Here is a 17,540-nt window from a genome sequence, read left to right on the forward strand (position 1 = left end):
AATCTAGATTTAAGTAATTTTTAATACTCATTTTATTTTGAATTAAATATAAATACTGATAATATTGTTCGCATAAACTTAGATAATGTAATATATATATCTATGTAAGTAGCAATATCGCGGTAAATAGAGTAAAAATCGATTTAATGATTGAAAAAAAATCTATGCCGCACAGCAATTTAACAGCAAATATACGGACAGATACCAATCATACATTGGTTGTTGGTCAGTACACTCTCAAAATCGGTTCTAGCCAAGGTGCGATCGCCGAATCAGGAATCACACAAGAACAACCGAGTTTGCGAGAACTGTCTACGCCAGAGTTGACACGTCAGCCTCTGAGTGAGAAACTTCTAGAGCGTGAAAAACCAATCAATGAAGCGATCGCAGCTTTAAAATCTGGACAAGCAGTAGAATTTTATAGTCCGCCGGGTTTTGGCAAAAGTTTTTTATTGCGTTATTTAGCATCAGAACTAGAAGCTAATTCTGTGTTTAGCGATGGTGTGATTAATCTATCTGCCCATCACCCCTATGTCAGTGATTTACTGCAATCAATTTGGGAAGCTTTCTATGAAAGTGATATCCCTTATAAACCCACGGATGACGAAATCCGGCAACAAATTCAGGATAAACACGCACTAGTCATCCTAGATGACGGCGCTCAACTTATTCAAGATGAAGTGCGACAGTTAAGAAATGCTGTTAGCAACTGTACTTTTCTGGTTGCTTCTGCAAAACAACGTCTCCGCCAACAAGCATACTCTACTGAACTTTCTGGATTGTCTATTCAAGATGCCTTAGTTTTTGTTGAAACAAAAATGGGGCGTTCTTTAACCATGGAGGAATTACCTGCTGCTAGATCCCTGTGTATTATCCTCAAAGGAAACCCGATGCATTTGCAATTAGCGATCGCTTACGCATTAACAGAAAAGCGATCGCTAGCTGAAATTGTTAGTCAATTACCAAATTCGCAAGCTAGCATCTATCTCATTCAACAAATTATCGAATTGTTATCACACCCCCAGAGAGAGGTTTTGGAAATTTTCGCAGTCATGGGTGAAGTGGGATTGTCAGAGGAAGAGATTGCAGCGATTACAAAACAACCAAACGCCTCTGAAATTTTAGAAAATTTGCAACAGCGTGATTTGATTCAACTGAAAGATTTTCGGTATCGCATCAGCAAAACAATCAGAGAAATATTACCGCCAGCCTGGAAATTAGGAACACCCTTAGAAAACGCGATCACTTACTTTATCGATTGGACACAGTTGTATCATCAGCAACCACAAACTTTACTGACAAAAATTGATGCGATCGTCCAAATACTAGAAGTGTCAGTTAGAGCTAGCCGTTGGCAAGTAGTTTTACACTTAGCAAAAGCAGTAGAAGGTTTGCTAGCTTTAAGTAAGCGCTGGGGTTTGTGGGAACATGTGCTACAACGTGGACTGCAAGCATCTCAAGCCGAACCAGACAAAGCTTCTGAAGCTTGGGCTTTACATCAACTTGGTACTCGCGCCCTATGTTTAGAAGAAAACACGGTAGCATTTAGATACTTTACGAGAGCCTTAGAATTACGAGAATCTTTGAGTGATTTCACAGGATTAGCACTCACTCGCCAAAATTTTAATTTGCTTCCCTCATCTTTATCAGTTCCCCAGCCTCAACATTTACAGAATGGTAGCGGTGAAACTTCCATCCAGCCAAAAATCGAGCATAGCCCCAACTCTAAAAATCACAGCACAAAAAAAGTTCCTCAATCTGTTCAACAATCAAAAGTTGACTCGACAAAAAACGGTAATCAGCCTGTTATTAATAACCGAGTTGCTGAGAATATTAAAGAAAAAGATGTCCAGACTTTGCCGTCTTCCTCAGTGTCACCACTAACTCGGATGAACATAGTAGAAAGACAAGCTGCACCTTCATATCAGCCTTTGCAACAAAACTTTTTACTCTCACCAAAAGGGGTTATTACTACCGGAATTTTGGCTTCCGGTGGATTCTTCGCTTGGTTTTATTCGAGTCATTTAGCATCTTCACCTAATCAACCTGAGATTAAATTACCTCAAGCAACATCTGAACCATTAGCCCAGCCCAAATCCAAAGTCACATTTACACCATCACCAATTGCTAAACCCGCAGCTTCAGAAATCCCCGCACTGTCACCTTTGAAGCCAACTCAGCCCACAATAGATCCAGTACTGACACCGACATTCCCCAAACCAGAATTCGATCAGCCTCAGCAGTCAAGTAAACCTATATCTACACCAGTACCAACATCTTCACCCACACCCACTGCTACTCCAGAATCAACACCATCAGTAGAAACTGAACCAAACATAAATTTTACACCAACGCCAAGTTCTAGATTTAATCTGCCATCTTTTACAAATTCGCCAATACCCACTTTTGAACCATCATCTCCGGAGACGACATCGGCACCTATTTTTACCCCCACACCTACCCAAAAACCAACATCACAATCAATAAATATACCTTCTACTCCAGAAGTCACGGTGACACCAATGGAAAAACCGTTTTTTCAAAATTGATTGGTCGTCAATGGGCAATGGGCATGGGGCATTGGGCATTGAGAGAAATTTCTCCCTTGTCTTTCTTGTTCCTCTTCTCAATTTTTAATTTTTAATTTTTAATTTTTAATTGATACGTCCTCCTTCCCTTGTCTTCCCACACTCCCCACACCCTTCACACCCTCAAACCCCTAACTTCTCCAAGACGGGCTGAGTAGAAACTATGTGTCTTTCCAAACCCAGTTCTTTCGGACTAATGCCGATCGCTAAGGCAACTAACTGTGGTAGGTGTAGAACTGGTAAACTCAATTTGTGTCCAATCACCTTTTCTACTTCTGGTTGACGAGAATCTAGGTTGAGGTGACATAAAGGACAGGGTGTCACCATACAATCAGCACCCGCTTCTATGGCTTCTTGAATATGCTTACCAGCCATTTTGAAAGACTCGGTAGTAGCATAACTAGCAAGAGGCCAACCACAACATTGTGTACGACCTCTGTAATAAATGGGTGTAGCCCCTACTGCTCGAAACAGATTTTCCATTGTTTCTGGCTGGAAGGGGTCATCATAAGCCATAAATTTTTGGGCGCGCAAAAGATAACAACCGTAAAAAGCAGCACATTTGATCCCCGTTAATTTACGGTTAACGCGTTGTTGAATTTCCTCTAAGCCATAATCTTTGGCGAGAGCATAAAGCAAATGTTTGACTTCTGTGGTTCCCCGATAAGGTGAACAACCTTCTTTTTGAAGCAAACTGTTAACTTGCCCAACATAAGCCGGATTTGTTTTCTGACATTCTTTAAGTTGTTCATCAACATGGCCAATTACACCTTGACAAGTACTGCAATGAGTTAGTAAGGGTAAATTTAATTCTTCTGCCAAAGAAATATTTCGAGCATTGACAGTATCTTCCAAAAGTTGAGAATCTTCCTTAAAAGTGCCAGAACCGCAGCAAGCAGCTTTTTTGAGTTCAATGAGTTCAATACCCAATGCTTTACTCAAAGCAACTGTGGATTGATGAAGTTCTCGACAAGCCCCTTGAGCAACACAACCTGGGTAGTAAGCGTACTTCAATGTATGGGATAGCATAGAAATTGTAAGTTATGAGGTATCATCCCTCGACAATAACTGTTTTATTATCGCTTTGATCATCACCGCTTAGTTTTGGTTGCAAGACTGTTGGTGCTGAGGCGTGGTTCTGAAAAAATTTTAGTAAGAATTGCAAAACAGAATTGTTTAAAGGGTGTATGCGATCGCCCTTTCGGATTAAGATGTATATGCTCAAAACCATGTAACCCATAAAGAGCGGACTATAGCAACTGGTTGAGGAATTAAATCTATGAGCCAAGCGGACATTTTTGAAAAAGTTAAAGAAATCGTCGTAGAGCAACTGGGTGTTGAACCCGAACAGGTTACACCACAAGCTAATTTTGCTAATGATCTAAACGCTGATTCCCTCGATACTGTTGAGTTAGTAATGGCTTTAGAAGAAGAATTTGATATCGAAATTCCTGATGAAGCTGCCGAAAAAATTACCACAGTTCAAGAAGCATTGGATTACATCAACAAAGAAGTTGCTACATCCGCATAGAGAGCTTAGGGCATAGGGCATAGGGCATAGGGCATTGTAAAAATTACATCAAGCCCAATTCCCAATTTCCAACTCTCAATTCCCAATGCCCGATTTGCAAGTCCTAATGCCCTATGCCCAATCCCTGTTTTGTCCTACCGGAGAGCCACTTGTAACTTAGTCATGACAGATTTCATACGTAAACGCGTTGTTGTCACTGGTGTTGGCGCGATTACACCGATAGGTAATACACCAGCCGAATATTGGGAAGGATTGGTAAGCGGGCGTAATGGCATTGGCGAAATTACTTTGTTTGATGCTTCGCACCATGCTTGCCGTATTGCTGGCGAGGTAAAAAATTACGATCCGCACGATTACATGGATCGTAAAGAAGCCAAGCGCATGGATAGGTTTTCTCAATTTGCCGTTTCAGCGGCCAAACAGGCTCTAGCGGATGCGCGGTTAACTATTAACGACCTTAATGCTGAACAAATAGGTGTGATCATCGGTTCTGGTATTGGTGGTCTAAAGGTAATGGAAGAGCAGCAAACGGTTTACCTTAACCGTGGTCCAGAACGCTGTAGCCCGTTCATGATTCCCATGATGATTGCCAATATGGCTGCGGGATTCACAGCAATTCACATTGGTGCCAAAGGACCTAATTCTTGCTCTGTAACAGCCTGTGCTGCTGGTTCTAACTCCATTGGAGACGCTTTTCGCCTCATTCAAGGTGGATATGCCCAGGCAATGATTTGTGGAGGAGCAGAAGCAGCTATTACACCTCTATCTTTTGCTGGTTTTGCCGCCTGTAAAGCACTTTCGTTTCGCAATGATGACCCTGCTCACGCCAGCCGCCCTTTTGATAAAGACCGTGATGGATTTGTCATGGGCGAAGGATCAGGAATCTTAGTTCTGGAAGAAATGCAACACGCCATCAGTCGTGGTGCGAGAATTTATGCCGAAATCGTCGGTTATGGTATGACCTGTGATGCTTATCACATGACTTCTATTGAACCAGGTGGAGTAGGAGCGTCACGCGCCATCCAATTAGCGCTTAAGGATGCAGGACTAACTCCAGAAATGGTTAACTACATCAACGCGCACGGCACTAGTACTCCAGTCAACGACCCCAACGAAACCGCAGCTATCAAAAAAGCTTTAGGTGATCATGCTTACAAAGTAGCAATTAGTTCTACTAAATCCATGACTGGTCACTTATTGGGCGGTTCTGGTGGCATTGAAGCAGTAGCAACAGTACTAGCGATCGCCAACGACCGACTCCCACCTACAATCAATCTGGAAAATCCTGATCCAGAATGTGATTTGGACTACATAGCAAACGTCAGTCGCACTGCGCGCGTTGAGGTAGCACTATCCAATTCTTTCGGTTTTGGTGGTCATAATGTGACGCTAGCATTTAGAAAATTTGTTTAGGATCGGGGATCAGGGATCGGGGATCGGGGATCGGGGATCAGGGAGCGGGAATCGGGGATCAGGGAGCGGGAATCGGGGATCAGGGAGCGGGAATCGGGGATCGGTTATTTTCCTTTGTCACCACTGTCACCACGTTTCCCTGCTCCCTTGTCCCCTTTCCCCAATCCCCTATCCCCATCAAGAACGTATTGTCTTTGACACCCTGATCAAATCATTCCGTCCCTTTAAGAACTGAATATTGAAGCTAATCCTTCCTAGAATAATCCTAAAATCCCAAATAAAAAATCCTCAATTCTACGGCTTGTTTGTCAACAAGCACCAATGGGATGATGATACTATCGTGGGGAATTTTGCTCCCCAGCAGGCGAAAGAAGCTTAAAGAGTGCTAACCCGTCGTTAAAAACAATCTTAATTATGGCTGTTGCAACCCAAACCCTTGAAGAACTTTGTATCAACTCGATCCGCTTTTTGGCAATTGATGCCGTAGAAAAAGCCAAGTCTGGTCATCCAGGATTGCCAATGGGCGCTGCACCAATGGCATTTGTGCTGTGGGATCGATTTATGCGGTTTAATCCCAAAAATCCCTATTGGTTCAACCGCGATCGCTTCGTCTTGTCTGCTGGTCATGGCTGTATGTTGCAATATGCCCTACTGCACTTGACTGGTTACGACAGCGTTCAGCTAGAGGATATCAAACAATTCCGTCAATGGGGTTCAAAAACTCCTGGTCATCCAGAAAATTTTGAAACACCAGGTGTTGAAGTAACCACTGGGCCTTTAGGACAAGGAATTGCCAATGCGGTCGGTTTAGCGATGGCAGAAGCCCATATCGCCGCGAAGTTCAATAAATCCGATGCCAAAATTGTTGACCACTACACCTATGTGATCTTGGGTGATGGTTGTAACATGGAAGGTGTATCCGGTGAAGCCTGTTCTTTAGCAGGACACTTGGGCTTGGGTAAACTAATTGCCCTGTACGATGATAACCACATCTCTATCGACGGTTCTACCGACATTTCCTTCACCGAAGATGTAGGCAAGCGTTTTGAAGCATACGGCTGGCATGTGCAAGTTGTCAGCGATGGCGACACCAATTTAGAAGCAATTGACAAAGCGATCGCAGCAGCGAAAGCCGTCACCGACAAACCATCTTTGATTAAAGTTCGTACCACCATTGGTTACGGTTCTCCGAACAAGGCGAACACCGCAGGTGTTCATGGTGCAGCCCTTGGTGGTGATGAAGTGACAGCCACTCGCAATAACTTGGGTTGGGAACACGAACCATTTGACATCCCAGAAGATGCCCTCAAGCACTTCCGTAAGGCTATAGAACGGGGTGCTGAGTACGAAAGCCAGTGGAATAAAGTTTTTGCTGATTACAAAGCTAAATACCCTCAAGAAGCGGCTGAATTCGAGCGGCAAATTAGTGGCAAATTACCCGAAGGCTGGGAAAAAGCACTACCCACCTACGAACCAGGAAGTAAAGCGATCGCCACTCGCAAAACTTCCGAAATGACCCTCAATGCCCTAGCACCTGTGCTACCAGAAATGATCGGTGGTTCTGCTGATCTCACCCACTCAAACCTTACAGAACTCAAGGGATCAGGTGACTTCCAAAAAGGACACTATCAAAATCGTAACCTCCGTTTCGGTGTACGCGAACATGGTATGGGTTCGATTTGTAATGGCATTGCTTTACACGGTTCCGGGTTAATTCCTTACTGCGCTACCTTCTTAGTTTTTGCCGACTACATGCGGGCTGCAATTCGCCTTTCGGCATTGTCCCAAGCCGGAGTCATTTACGTTATGACTCATGACTCCATCGGTTTAGGTGAAGATGGCCCTACTCACCAACCAGTAGAAACCATTGCTTCTCTGCGGGTGATTCCCAACCTGACAGTGATTCGTCCCGCCGACGGTACTGAAACCTCTGGTGCTTACAAAGTTGCCATTGAAAATGCCAATCAACACCGCCCCACCTTGCTAGCATTGTCGCGGCAAAACCTGCCTCAATTAGAAGGAAGCAGCATTGAAGGTGTCACTAAAGGCGCTTACATTCTTTCTGATAGTGAAGGAACTCCTGACATCATCCTTATTGGTACAGGTAGCGAAGTACCTCTGTGTGTTGATGCTGCTACTAAACTCCGCGCTGAAGGTAAGAAAGTTCGTGTTGTTTCTATGCCTTCTTGGGAACTATTCGATGCTCAAAGCGAATCCTACCGCGAATCAGTGTTGCCCAAAGCAGTTAAAAAACGTTTAGCTGTTGAAGCTGCTTCTAGTTTCGGTTGGTGTCGTTACCTGGGTGACGAAGGCGCAATGATTAGCGTTGATCGCTTCGGTGTTTCTGCACCTGGTGGTACAGTCATGGAGAAATTCGGCTACACCGTTGATAATGTAGTCGCAAAGGCAAAAGAATTGTTGGGTTAATTTGCAACAGGATAATTTTTGAATAATCTCTAGTGAGGGTGGGTGAAATCCTGCCCTTTTTTTTGTTTATTTGTAATACTCGTCTACAATGACTTTGATATGCCTAATATTTTTGAGTATTTATTTTAAGTTTGTACTTCCACTTTTTAGTACAATAATACTATATTTGCAGTGAAAAGTTACTATTTACAGGTTGATCCGGGTGACTGTCTCCACCGACAGAACGGATTTTATCGCTACAAACGATTTATCTCAAGACTCTACGGACGTTGTGCAAAAAGTGTGTAAGGTTCGTTGGAAAGTTGAGGAGTTTCATAGAGAATTAAAACAATAAAAGAAGAAGCTTATAATGCTATAAAAAATAAAATAGATGAATTTAAAGCTATATAGCACATTCAACAATTAATATTTTGAGTAGTCCGCATTTTGCACAAGTACAGAACTTGACAGTAGTACGGTAGATAAAAAATTATACTTGCCGCCTATCACAATATTTCACCAATTTTCTCATCTGTTCTAAGTAGATGCCTAAGTCAGAAGGGTGACTTCCTGGCTTAGGCATCCATCTAGGAAAAATTAAGCCGCAGAAAAATCAGTAAATTGACGCTGCTCAGGACGAATAAAACCTAAGACAATATCTTCTTTAGCCACTCCTAAATTCAGTAAATCCTCAGTTATACCCCTTTCCGTTCCATCCCATTCAATCCACACCTTCCCCTCAACAATCCGCAGATGCAATGCCACAGCATGAACCCTACCCGTTTTATCCCAACCTGTATCCATCAATAAATAATTATCAGATTCTCTGTCACAAATAGATAGACTTTCAATCTGCCCATGACTTGGTTGATATTGAGCGTGCTTTTTCACAACACTTTCAATTATTTGTCTGTATTTTTCTAATTTATCCATTGCACAATTACCTCCTGATTCGGGTCAAAAATCAGATAATTAATCTGTTGGTCACTTAAAATATCTTGAATAGCTGGTTTTTGAAAAAAATCTATATAAACAGTTTCCGTAATTGCTAAATATAACTTACGTTCTGGATTAATTCTTTTCAACACGCTGAGATAAATACTATATTGTCCCAATGTTTTTTCTAACTCAGTGATTAAAGAAGGACTGTTAAAAACCTTTATCTCAATTACAATTTTTTGCAGCATTTTTTCAGCAGATAATAACTTCTCTGCCCCTAAATCTGCATATAAACGTAAGCCCTTATATTCTAGTGTAAACGGGTCATCAGTAATCACCCATCCATCTTTGACTAAAGCATTTTTGACCTCATTGTGATACAAATCGTACTGTGGCATTTCCAAATAAAAAATATTGGTTTTATTTTAACAATGTACCAGTTACAAAGTAGGGACATACATGGCGCTGCTATCATCAGGACGCGCTTGCAAATAGCGGCTGGTAGTCGCCACATTGTCATGTCCCAATCAGGACTTACGCAAAAATTGCCGAAAAGCTTAATTTATCGAACCGCCAAGACGCCTTAGACGCGCAAGCGGCTTCCGTAAGGTAGAACGCCAAGAATTCGTAGAGTGTGCGTAAGTCCTAATATATACAGAAATCTCAAAATCATTTTTATTTTATATTACAATGTATTATAAAATATAATTAAGTAGCGCCCAGTTTAGGTATTTAATCGCGATCGCCTTAATGACTTCCAAATCAAAAAACATCCAATTGTTGGGGTGTATCAGGAGTGCAAAAACCTTGTACCACTATGTTTATTAGACTTCTTGCACAAGTCGGTGAAAGACGAAGGAGGGAAGAATCAAACCCACATTCCGCACCCTAGCTGTCACAAGTTCATAAGTACTAACAAACAGAGTAATGAGTAGTATTTTAGAACTATCAACTGAAATGATATTTTCGGAATTATTGATAATAAATATCATTAACTAGAGTAGATGATCACTTGGGGAGCGATTAGAGGAGAGAAGACATATTCGCGATAATTACTCGCGAAGCTGTTTGGGAGCATCCCAGTTTTTATTCTTCCAAAAAAGGTAAATAAAGCATGAGAAGGTAAAGGAATAATCCACGCGCTCATGTTAATGGGAGGCGTTATGACTGAAGAAGAAAACCAACATTTAATCGAACACGCTCCTGCGATCGCGAAAATACTCTACAAAAATGCTCCAATCGAGGAACTAACAAGCTTAGGAAAGATTGAAGGGAGCATCCCAAATGTTTAAAAAACTCGCCTGCGATTTAAATCTCAGTCTCATATTTCAAGTTTGCTTAAGCAAACTGTTTGATTGATTTGAGTTGTCTTTAGACGACTTGTGCTATTAGCTAAGGGTTTAAACCCTTAGCGGTACATTAAAAAAATTGGGATGCTTCCATTTTTGGGCTTGCCCAAAGATTTGGTGCAAGATTCTAAGTAGAATTCAATTTACACTGTTAAATGCCTGCTTTTATAGTGATATTTACAATTCTTTTTAGTCAAAACTTGATCAATATCAGTTTTTCCCGCCAGAGCAATCCCGCCACTCATTCAAAGTCTCGAATAAACAAAATCCACCTAATTATCTTAGGTGGATTTGATTTTTATTTTAGTGGATCCGAGCAGAGTCGAACTGCTGTCCAAACTGGGTATTGACCCTCCACTCATTCACAGGTTTAGCCTTTTTTACCCTCAAGGCGGGGAACGTTCATTGTCCCGAACGGTAGGATGCTCTGGTAAAGTCTTTGCTAATCAGTCCACCAGAGGGAACTTATTAGCGCATCCGTTGGGGTTTGCCTCTAGCCCTTAACGGAGTCAGACTAGAAGCGCTCGGACCTATAAGAGGCTATTAGGCAGCTACAAGAGCTTCCTTACGAGCAAATTTTACGATGTTGTTCGCATTTACTTTTTTTTTGAGCCTTGGATTTCCGAGAGATGACTCACTCTCGACCTGAATCACAAAGTAGCTTTCGCCAGCCTGTCAAAACCGGTACGGACCCATGAAGATTATATATTCTTATTATAATGCGGAGTTTTTAAATTTGCGACTTGAAATTTTAGATTTTGGATTTTCGATTCTGGATTGAAAATTATGTACTAATTTCCATCTAAAATCTAAAATCTAAAATCTAAAATTTTTTTTAGGTCAGTGCCTGAGCGCCGCCCACAACCTCAAGAATTTCCTGAGTAATTGCGGCTTGCCGTGCTTTGTTGTAAGACAAAGTCAGACTGTTGATCAATTCACCAGCGTTATCGCTAGCATTGCTCATCGCTGTCATACGCGCAGCTAGTTCGCTAGCTGAGGATTCTTGTAATGCCCGTAATAGTTGGTTGGTCAAATACAGAGACAGCAAAGAATCCAAAATTTGTGCTGGATCTTGCTCAAAGATCATGTCGCGAGGTAAAGCGCGAGTTTGGGTAGTGACTTTTTGTCGTTCGACTTCAAATCGACCACCACGACTAGTCAAACGAAAGATTTCGTCATCTGCGGTTTCTAAACCTTGAGTATCGAGTGGAAGCAAAGTTTGCACTACTGGCCGAGAACTAACCAAAGACACAAAGCGAGTGTAAATCAATTCAACACGATCTACGCTTTCTGATAGAAATAGGGAAAGCAACTCATTGGCAATATTAGAAGCTTCTCCTGCGGTCGGGATTTGTTCTAAACCAGTGTAGGTTGCATCAATTGGTTGATCACGACGTTGGAAGTACTGTGTAGCTTTTCGTCCTACCAGTACTAATTTATAATCAATACCTTCTGCTTTGAGTTCCTTGATGCGATTTTCCGCACGCTTGATGACATTGGTGTTGTAACCGCCACAAAGACCGCGATCGCCTGAAACAACCAATAGTCCTACTGATTTAACTTCCCGTTTTCTCAGCAGAGGCGAGTTAGCATCTTCAAACTGCAAACGAGCTTGTAAACCGTAGAGTACCTGGGCTAGACGATCAGCGAAGGGGCGGGTGGCTAATACCTGCTCTTGGGCGCGACGTACCCTGGCAGCAGCCACCAGCCGCATGGCTTCTGTAATTTTTTTGGTATTTTTTACCGATTGAATGCGATCGCGTATTGCTTTGAGATTAGCCATAATCTTTGTCCTTAGTCATTAGTCATTAGTCCTTAGTCATTAGTCATTAGTCATGAGTTATTTACCCAATGACCAATGACTATTGTACAGACGCGATGAATCGCGTCTACCAATGACTACTTATGCTGTTGCCAAGAAGGTCTTCTTGTATTCGTTGATACCTTCTTTTAAAGCTGCTTCTTCGCTGTCACCTAGTGCTTTTTGTGTTTGCACACCTTCGACATACTTAGGTTTGCTGGTCTTGAGGTATTCCCGCAGACCTTTAGCAAAGGCAGTAACTTTATCGGTAGGAATGTCGTCTAAATAACCATTCAGACCAGCATAGAGAATGGCTACTTGCTCGTACACCGATAGAGGGGAGTTTTGGGGCTGTTTGAGGAGTTCCCGTAAACGCTGACCTCGTGCCAACTGGTCTTGAGTGGTTTTATCAAGGTCAGAAGCAAATTGAGAGAAAGCTTGTAATTCGTCAAATTGAGCCAATTCTAGCTTCAACTTACCAGCAACTTTCTTCATTGCCTTGGTTTGAGCCGCAGACCCCACACGGGATACGGAAATACCAGGGTTAATAGCGGGACGAATACCAGCGTTGAACAAGTCAGAAGACAAGAATATCTGACCGTCAGTGATCGAAATCACATTGGTGGGAATGTAAGCAGATACGTCACCTGCTTGGGTTTCGATGATTGGGAGGGCGGTCATGCTACCTTTACCCAATTCGTCACTCAGTTTCGCTGCTCGTTCCAATAAGCGGGAGTGGAGGTAAAATACGTCTCCAGGATAAGCTTCCCGTCCGGGTGGACGACGCAATAGCAAGGACATTTGCCGATAAGCTGCGGCTTGTTTGGAGAGGTCATCGTAAATTACTAGGGTAGCTTTGCCTTTGTACATGAAGTACTCAGCAATTGACGCCCCAGTATAAGGAGCCAGGTATTGTAGAGATGCCGGTTCACTGGCGCTAGCAGCAACGACGACGGTGTAATCTAGTGCGCCTTTCTCTTGCAATGTCTGAATGACGTTGGCGACAGTAGAAGCTTTTTGACCGATCGCAACATAAACACAAATTACATCTTCTTCTTTTTGGTTGATGATTGTATCAATTGCGATCGCTGTTTTCCCAGTCTGACGGTCGCCAATAATCAATTCCCGTTGACCACGACCGATAGGAATCATTGCGTCGATGGCGGTGATTCCAGTTTGCATCGGTTCGTGTACTGAGCGACGAGCAACAATACCAGGTGCGGCAGATTCAAGTAAACGGCTTTCTGCTGTCTTGATTTCACCTTTACCATCAATTGCCCGACCCAAAGCATCGACAACCCGTCCAACCAAAGCTTCGCCTACGGGAACCTGAGCGATTTTACCAGTAGCGGTAACGGTGCTGCCTTCTTGAATTGAGTGACCTTCACCCATCAACACCGCACCAACGTTGTCTTCTTCTAAGTTGAGGGCGATACCGACTGTACCATCTTCAAACTCTAACAATTCCCCAGCCATGGCCTTTTCTAGACCATAAACACGGGAAATACCATCACCTATACTAAGAACGGTACCAACGTTAGCAACTTTGACTTGTTGGTCGTATTGCTCGATTTGTTGCTGAATAATGCTGCTAATTTCGTCAGGTCTGATGCTAATTGCCATTTGTCTATCTTGCTTTTTGGTGAGACAACAGGAGTTAAGAAGAATTTTAGGTTTTAGAGTTAGTGGTTAGTAGTTAGTAGTTAATGACCGTTTTCTTTAACCAACAAATAACTACCAAAAATCACCAATCCAAAATCCAAAATCCATAGACGCTTCTGCGGCAACCTACGGTAGGCGCGTTAGCGACTTCTGCAAGTAGCCACTTCGTGTCGAAGCGCAGGGTAATCCAAAATTCACTTAGGCGCTCGTTAAGCGCAAAGACAGGCGACGCAGTTGACCCCGCAAACTAGCGTCAATTACCTGAGAACCTACTTTAATAATGACACCACCAATAATGTCAGGGTCGATTCTGCTTTCTAGCTCTACTTCGCGAGCATTGGTCATGGCGATGACCTTTTGTCTAACTGCTGAGGACTGGTCTTCGCTCAGAGGAACAGCAGAAACCACTTCTGCTAACACTGTTTGTTTGAGTTGCCGCAACAGTGCTAAATATTGTCGGCAAACATCTTCCAACAACATAATGCGCCGTCTATCTACCAACAGCATTAAAAAATTACGGAAGTAAGTGTTAGCACCTTCACCCAAAATCCGGTTGAGAACTGCTTTTCTATCCTCTGTCTGGATAAATGGGTTATTGAGAAACTGTTGTAGTTCCTCACTGTTAGACAACAAGTTCAGCAAAGCACGAATGTCTTCGCCGAACTCTTCTGTCAAATTATTTGATTGCGCTACCGACATTAAAGCCTCTGCATAAGGCAGGGCTACTTCTGTTAATCCTGCATTGCTTGTCATTTCTAGCCTCCCAGTAGCGCGATACTACGATCAATCAATGCTTGTTGAGCATTGTCGCCAATTCCACTGCGGAGTTCCGACTCGGCTTTTTGCAATGCCATGGCTACTACCCGTTGCCGCAGTTCGGCAAAGGCTCGCTCTCTTTCTGTGTCTAAATCGCGGGCAGCAGTTTCTTTCATTCGTTCCACTTCCTCTGCCGCCCGTGCCAAAATTGCTTCACGAGCTGAACGAGCGTTTTCTTCGGCAGCTTTGCGGATTTGTTGCGCTTCTGCTTGTGCCTGGGTCAAATTTTGTTGCACGTCGGAAAGTTGGGCTGCTGCTTCTTTAGCACGCTCTTCAGCTTCCCGAATTGCAGTTTCAATATTTGAGCGTCGCTCGCTGAGGGTGTTACTGATAACTTTACGCCCAAAGTAAAATAAAACACCAACTAGAATTGCCAGGTTAATTATATTGGTTTCAAGAATGTTGAAGTCTAGACCAAAACCGCCTGGCGATTCTGCTTCTGCCGCCTCTGTGGCTAATAATAAGACAGTTTCTACAATACCCATCTACAACTGCGCTGCTCCCTTGCTAATCGTAAGTTAGAACTTTCCCCAAAGGAAAAAAGTGCCAATACGTGACACTTAATTCAGCGCTCACCGGACGAATGCCCCGCAGCGCAAAATACTTTTTGGAACCGATGTTGCGAGCTATTAACAGTCACTTTATTTGACTAAAGAAGGTCCCAAGAGTTTTTCCAGAATCTGCCTGCTGAAGGCATCTACCTGTTGCTCCAAGGAACGTAAAGCTTCCTGCTTCTGCTGTTCTATTTCTTGAGCCACTTGTTCTCGTTGCGCCTGAGCTTCTTTTTGGGCTTCAGCGATTTTCTCGGCAGTAATTTTTTGAGCTTCAGTCTGAGCTTGGGCAATGACATTTTGAGATTGCCTGCGTGCTTCTGCTAGCTGTTGCTCATATTCCTTGGTCAATCGCTCGGCTTTAGCCAAGCGTTCGCGAGCTTCAAGGTTATTCGTTCGGATGTAATTATCGCGATCGTCCAGTACCTTGGTCAATGGCTTGTAGAAAATCACATTTAAAACAGCTGCCAACAGCAGGAACTGCAATGCCATTAAGGGCAAGGTAGCATCGAAATCAAACATTTCTCTCCTCTTTGGCTGTAACAGCAGTTTTTGTGGCTAGCAATTTTGATTTACCTTTAATTAAGGTTAAATCCTGTCTCAGAGACGTGATACCAAATTAGGATAATTAGGATTATTCTGAAATGAATCAAACAGCCTTTTTAGAAAAGCTTTTAATCCAAAATCCAAAATCCAAAAGTGGTATTAGTCATCACGTCTCCCAAAAGAAAAAGTTTTAGAGATTTAAGAGAATGGGTTAGCAAACAGCAATACTAGTGCAATCACCAAACCATAGATTGTCAGTGATTCCATGAATGCCAAAGTTAACAGCAATGTACCGCGAATTTTTCCTTCTGCCTCTGGCTGACGGGCGATACCTTCTACTGCTTGACCTGCGGCGTTACCTTGACCAATACCAGGGCCAATCGCAGCTAAACCAATTGCTAAAGCAGCAGCGAGAACTGAAGCAGCAGAAACCAATGGATCCATGTTGATTTTCCTTACCTTGAGTACAAAACTAACGGTTTGCGATTTTGCTTTTTAGATTTGTCACTAAATCAAATATCCAGTGCCAAAATCTAAAATTACATCAACTGAGGACTCTAATGTTCCTCATGTCCTTCATCACCATGTCCCTCCATGGCCTCGTGAATATAAGCTCCTGCAAGAGTAGCAAAAACCAGGGCTTGAATGGCACTAGTAAACAAACCAAGAGCCATCACAGGTAGAGGAACAAATAGAGGGACTAATAGAACTAGTACCGCCACCACTAATTCATCCGCCAAAATGTTTCCAAAAAGACGGAAGCTTAGGGAAAGAGGTTTGGTGAAATCTTCTAGAATCGCGATTGGTAATAGAACCGGTGTTGGTTCGATATACTTCTTAAAGTAACCCAAACCGCGTTTGCTAAAACCTGCGTAAAAGTAAGCTAAAGAAGTCAATAACGCCAGTGCTACTGTCGTATTGATGTCATTAGTCGGTGCTGCTAATTCACCAGATGGGAGTTTGATGAGCTTCCAAGGAATTAAAGCGCCCGACCAATTGGATACAAAGATGAACAGAAATAATGTGCCGATAAAAGGCACCCAAGGACGATATTCTTTCTCACCTAACTGGTTTTTCGTCAAATCCCGAATAAACTCCAGGGCATATTCCATAAAATTTTGTATGCCACTGGGAATTCTTTGGGAATTGCGAGTAGCGGCAATTGAAGCCATTACTAAAATCGCAATCACGAACCAAGAGGTAAGAAAAACTTGTCCATGTACTTTTAGATTACCCAATTGCCAGTAGAAATGATTTCCTACTTCTAATTCGGCAAGGGTTAATGAATTGAAGAAGTTCAGGAGATGGAGCATTTTCTTCCCAAATCAACTAATTCTCCAATCTTAAGCTGGAGAAAAAGAACTAGAAGCCTGGTGTGGATTTACTTGAAGGCAAACTCACATTGAGCCTTGTTAAGGTTTTGGAATATTTGGCAAGCCAGAGATAAAAGCTTCTCTAACTACATAGAAAATGAGCGTGGCTTTATATGTCAGAAATCCCAAAAATATGGGCAAGATTTGCAGTTCATTCCACCGAGATGCCAGCAGAATTATCACTACTAACAGGGCGAACCGATTTTTATTCAGTTGCCGTTTTTGTGGGCCTAAGCGCTCAACATCTTTTGCCAACATCCTCATGTAAAGCATACCCGTAAATGCCCCAAGAAGATAATTAAGGGCAATATTTAGGGAATAAAAAATCCACACAGAGATAAAAACAATCCCCGTCAAGACAAGCGTGATTAGCAAAAACTCTTGGTAGAGTTGATAAAACTCTTTCATAGAGTCTACTGGTTCTGTGTCCTCAAAACCAGGGCTTGAATCTTGTTGTGTTGTCGGTGTGGGATCAGTTGATTGATCAGACAAGCTCACGGGACTTGAAACCAGTACAGCTAATTATGTTGACTGCACATTCAGCCAGCTAAATCATATCACGCTC

The 17,540-nt window shown here is 42.6% G+C and carries 16 protein-coding genes, 1 other RNA gene and 1 pseudogene; 6 read left to right on the forward strand and 12 right to left on the reverse strand.

What is annotated here, in order from left to right:
* Positions 1–164 precede the first annotated feature (164 nt).
* The gene (locus ACE1AT_RS07445) at positions 165–2,549 is read left to right on the forward strand and encodes an AAA family ATPase (protein WP_374866838.1); all 2,385 of its coding nucleotides are present in this window, start codon (positions 165–167) and stop codon (positions 2,547–2,549) included.
* Between the two features lie 162 nt (positions 2,550–2,711).
* On the opposite strand, the gene ACE1AT_RS07450 is transcribed toward ACE1AT_RS07445, so the two are convergent.
* Positions 2,712–3,617 (reverse strand): CoB--CoM heterodisulfide reductase iron-sulfur subunit B family protein, encoded by a 906-nt coding sequence (locus ACE1AT_RS07450; protein WP_374866840.1) that lies wholly within the window; start codon positions 3,615–3,617, stop codon positions 2,712–2,714.
* 250 nt (positions 3,618–3,867) lie between these two features.
* Between ACE1AT_RS07450 and acpP the strand changes: the two genes are divergently transcribed.
* The 4 genes and pseudogenes from acpP to ACE1AT_RS07470 form a co-directional block, all read left to right on the forward strand.
* Positions 3,868–4,119: an acyl carrier protein gene (gene acpP, locus ACE1AT_RS07455; RefSeq protein ID WP_374866842.1), complete on the forward strand. Its 252-nt coding sequence runs from the start codon at positions 3,868–3,870 to the stop codon at positions 4,117–4,119.
* 162 nt (positions 4,120–4,281) lie between these two features.
* A complete protein-coding gene (gene fabF, locus ACE1AT_RS07460) occupies positions 4,282–5,532 on the forward strand; it encodes a beta-ketoacyl-ACP synthase II (RefSeq protein WP_374866844.1) in 1,251 nt (416 codons plus the stop codon).
* 414 nt (positions 5,533–5,946) lie between these two features.
* On the forward strand, positions 5,947–7,959 hold the full coding sequence (tkt, locus tag ACE1AT_RS07465; RefSeq protein WP_374866846.1) for a transketolase: 2,013 nt from the start codon (positions 5,947–5,949) through the stop codon (positions 7,957–7,959).
* Positions 7,960–8,149: 190 nt separating this feature from the next.
* A pseudogene (locus ACE1AT_RS07470) lies at positions 8,150–8,290 on the forward strand (transposase); the annotation flags it as partial.
* A 245-nt stretch (positions 8,291–8,535) separates the two neighbouring features.
* Here the strand turns inward: ACE1AT_RS07470 and ACE1AT_RS07475 are convergent.
* Both ACE1AT_RS07475 and ACE1AT_RS07480 read right to left on the reverse strand, forming a co-directional pair.
* Entirely contained in the window at positions 8,536–8,871 is a 336-nt protein-coding gene (locus ACE1AT_RS07475) for a XisI protein (RefSeq protein ID WP_374866848.1), read from the reverse strand.
* Positions 8,859–9,275: an element excision factor XisH family protein gene (locus tag ACE1AT_RS07480; protein WP_374866850.1), complete on the reverse strand. Its 417-nt coding sequence runs from the start codon at positions 9,273–9,275 to the stop codon at positions 8,859–8,861. Before ACE1AT_RS07480 ends, ACE1AT_RS07475 begins: the two co-directional genes overlap by 13 nt.
* 765 nt (positions 9,276–10,040) lie before the next feature.
* Here ACE1AT_RS07480 and ACE1AT_RS07485 point away from each other — a divergent pair.
* Positions 10,041–10,169: a hypothetical protein gene (locus ACE1AT_RS07485; RefSeq protein WP_374866852.1), complete on the forward strand. Its 129-nt coding sequence runs from the start codon at positions 10,041–10,043 to the stop codon at positions 10,167–10,169.
* 361 nt (positions 10,170–10,530) lie between these two features.
* Here ACE1AT_RS07485 and ssrA read toward each other — a convergent pair.
* The 9 genes from ssrA to ACE1AT_RS07530 form a co-directional block, all read right to left on the reverse strand.
* Positions 10,531–10,920: a transfer-messenger RNA gene (gene ssrA / locus ACE1AT_RS07490) on the reverse strand.
* Positions 10,921–11,061: 141 nt separating this feature from the next.
* Complete coding sequence (locus ACE1AT_RS07495) at positions 11,062–12,009, reverse strand: F0F1 ATP synthase subunit gamma (RefSeq protein WP_374866854.1); 948 nt, start codon at positions 12,007–12,009, stop codon at positions 11,062–11,064.
* Positions 12,010–12,129: 120 nt separating this feature from the next.
* On the reverse strand, positions 12,130–13,650 hold the full coding sequence (gene atpA / locus ACE1AT_RS07500) for a F0F1 ATP synthase subunit alpha (protein WP_374866856.1): 1,521 nt from the start codon (positions 13,648–13,650) through the stop codon (positions 12,130–12,132).
* 237 nt (positions 13,651–13,887) lie between these two features.
* Positions 13,888–14,442, reverse strand: a complete 555-nt coding sequence (gene atpH / locus ACE1AT_RS07505) for an ATP synthase F1 subunit delta (protein ID WP_374866858.1) — start codon at positions 14,440–14,442, stop codon at positions 13,888–13,890.
* 2 nt (positions 14,443–14,444) lie between these two features.
* On the reverse strand, positions 14,445–14,990 hold the full coding sequence (locus tag ACE1AT_RS07510; protein WP_374866860.1) for a F0F1 ATP synthase subunit B: 546 nt from the start codon (positions 14,988–14,990) through the stop codon (positions 14,445–14,447).
* Between the two features lie 156 nt (positions 14,991–15,146).
* Complete coding sequence (locus tag ACE1AT_RS07515) at positions 15,147–15,578, reverse strand: F0F1 ATP synthase subunit B' (protein WP_017311143.1); 432 nt, start codon at positions 15,576–15,578, stop codon at positions 15,147–15,149.
* A 222-nt stretch (positions 15,579–15,800) separates the two neighbouring features.
* Positions 15,801–16,046, reverse strand: a complete 246-nt coding sequence (atpE, locus tag ACE1AT_RS07520; protein WP_008233924.1) for an ATP synthase F0 subunit C — start codon at positions 16,044–16,046, stop codon at positions 15,801–15,803.
* 113 nt (positions 16,047–16,159) lie between these two features.
* Positions 16,160–16,915 carry a F0F1 ATP synthase subunit A gene (gene atpB / locus ACE1AT_RS07525; protein WP_374866864.1) on the reverse strand — a complete coding sequence of 252 codons (756 nt, stop codon included), beginning with the start codon at positions 16,913–16,915 and terminating at the stop codon, positions 16,160–16,162.
* A 99-nt stretch (positions 16,916–17,014) separates the two neighbouring features.
* Positions 17,015–17,473, reverse strand: a complete 459-nt coding sequence (locus ACE1AT_RS07530) for an ATP synthase subunit I (RefSeq protein ID WP_017311142.1) — start codon at positions 17,471–17,473, stop codon at positions 17,015–17,017.
* Positions 17,474–17,540: the final 67 nt, after the last annotated feature.

It is taken from the genome of Pelatocladus sp. BLCC-F211, from assembly GCF_041928655.1.
Classification (GTDB): domain Bacteria; phylum Cyanobacteriota; class Cyanobacteriia; order Cyanobacteriales; family Nostocaceae; genus Pelatocladus.

What these genes read in the sequence shown, in the direction of transcription:
- ACE1AT_RS07450 (WP_374866840.1), bottom strand. Translation starts at nt 3,617, where the DNA reads ATGCTATCCCATACATTGAAGTACGCTTACTACCCAGGTTGTGTTGCT.
- fabF (WP_374866844.1), top strand. Translation starts at nt 4,282, where the DNA reads ATGACAGATTTCATACGTAAACGCGTTGTTGTCACTGGTGTTGGCGCG.
- ACE1AT_RS07445 (WP_374866838.1), top strand. Translation starts at nt 165, where the DNA reads ATGCCGCACAGCAATTTAACAGCAAATATACGGACAGATACCAATCAT.
- ACE1AT_RS07475 (WP_374866848.1), bottom strand. Translation starts at nt 8,871, where the DNA reads ATGGATAAATTAGAAAAATACAGACAAATAATTGAAAGTGTTGTGAAA.
- ACE1AT_RS07510 (WP_374866860.1), bottom strand. Translation starts at nt 14,990, where the DNA reads ATGGGTATTGTAGAAACTGTCTTATTATTAGCCACAGAGGCGGCAGAA.
- ACE1AT_RS07485 (WP_374866852.1), top strand. Translation starts at nt 10,041, where the DNA reads ATGACTGAAGAAGAAAACCAACATTTAATCGAACACGCTCCTGCGATC.
- ACE1AT_RS07515 (WP_017311143.1), bottom strand. Translation starts at nt 15,578, where the DNA reads ATGTTTGATTTCGATGCTACCTTGCCCTTAATGGCATTGCAGTTCCTG.
- atpE (WP_008233924.1), bottom strand. Translation starts at nt 16,046, where the DNA reads ATGGATCCATTGGTTTCTGCTGCTTCAGTTCTCGCTGCTGCTTTAGCA.
- tkt (WP_374866846.1), top strand. Translation starts at nt 5,947, where the DNA reads ATGGCTGTTGCAACCCAAACCCTTGAAGAACTTTGTATCAACTCGATC.
- ACE1AT_RS07480 (WP_374866850.1), bottom strand. Translation starts at nt 9,275, where the DNA reads ATGCCACAGTACGATTTGTATCACAATGAGGTCAAAAATGCTTTAGTC.
- atpA (WP_374866856.1), bottom strand. Translation starts at nt 13,650, where the DNA reads ATGGCAATTAGCATCAGACCTGACGAAATTAGCAGCATTATTCAGCAA.
- atpH (WP_374866858.1), bottom strand. Translation starts at nt 14,442, where the DNA reads ATGACAAGCAATGCAGGATTAACAGAAGTAGCCCTGCCTTATGCAGAG.
- ACE1AT_RS07495 (WP_374866854.1), bottom strand. Translation starts at nt 12,009, where the DNA reads ATGGCTAATCTCAAAGCAATACGCGATCGCATTCAATCGGTAAAAAAT.
- atpB (WP_374866864.1), bottom strand. Translation starts at nt 16,915, where the DNA reads ATGCTCCATCTCCTGAACTTCTTCAATTCATTAACCCTTGCCGAATTA.
- acpP (WP_374866842.1), top strand. Translation starts at nt 3,868, where the DNA reads ATGAGCCAAGCGGACATTTTTGAAAAAGTTAAAGAAATCGTCGTAGAG.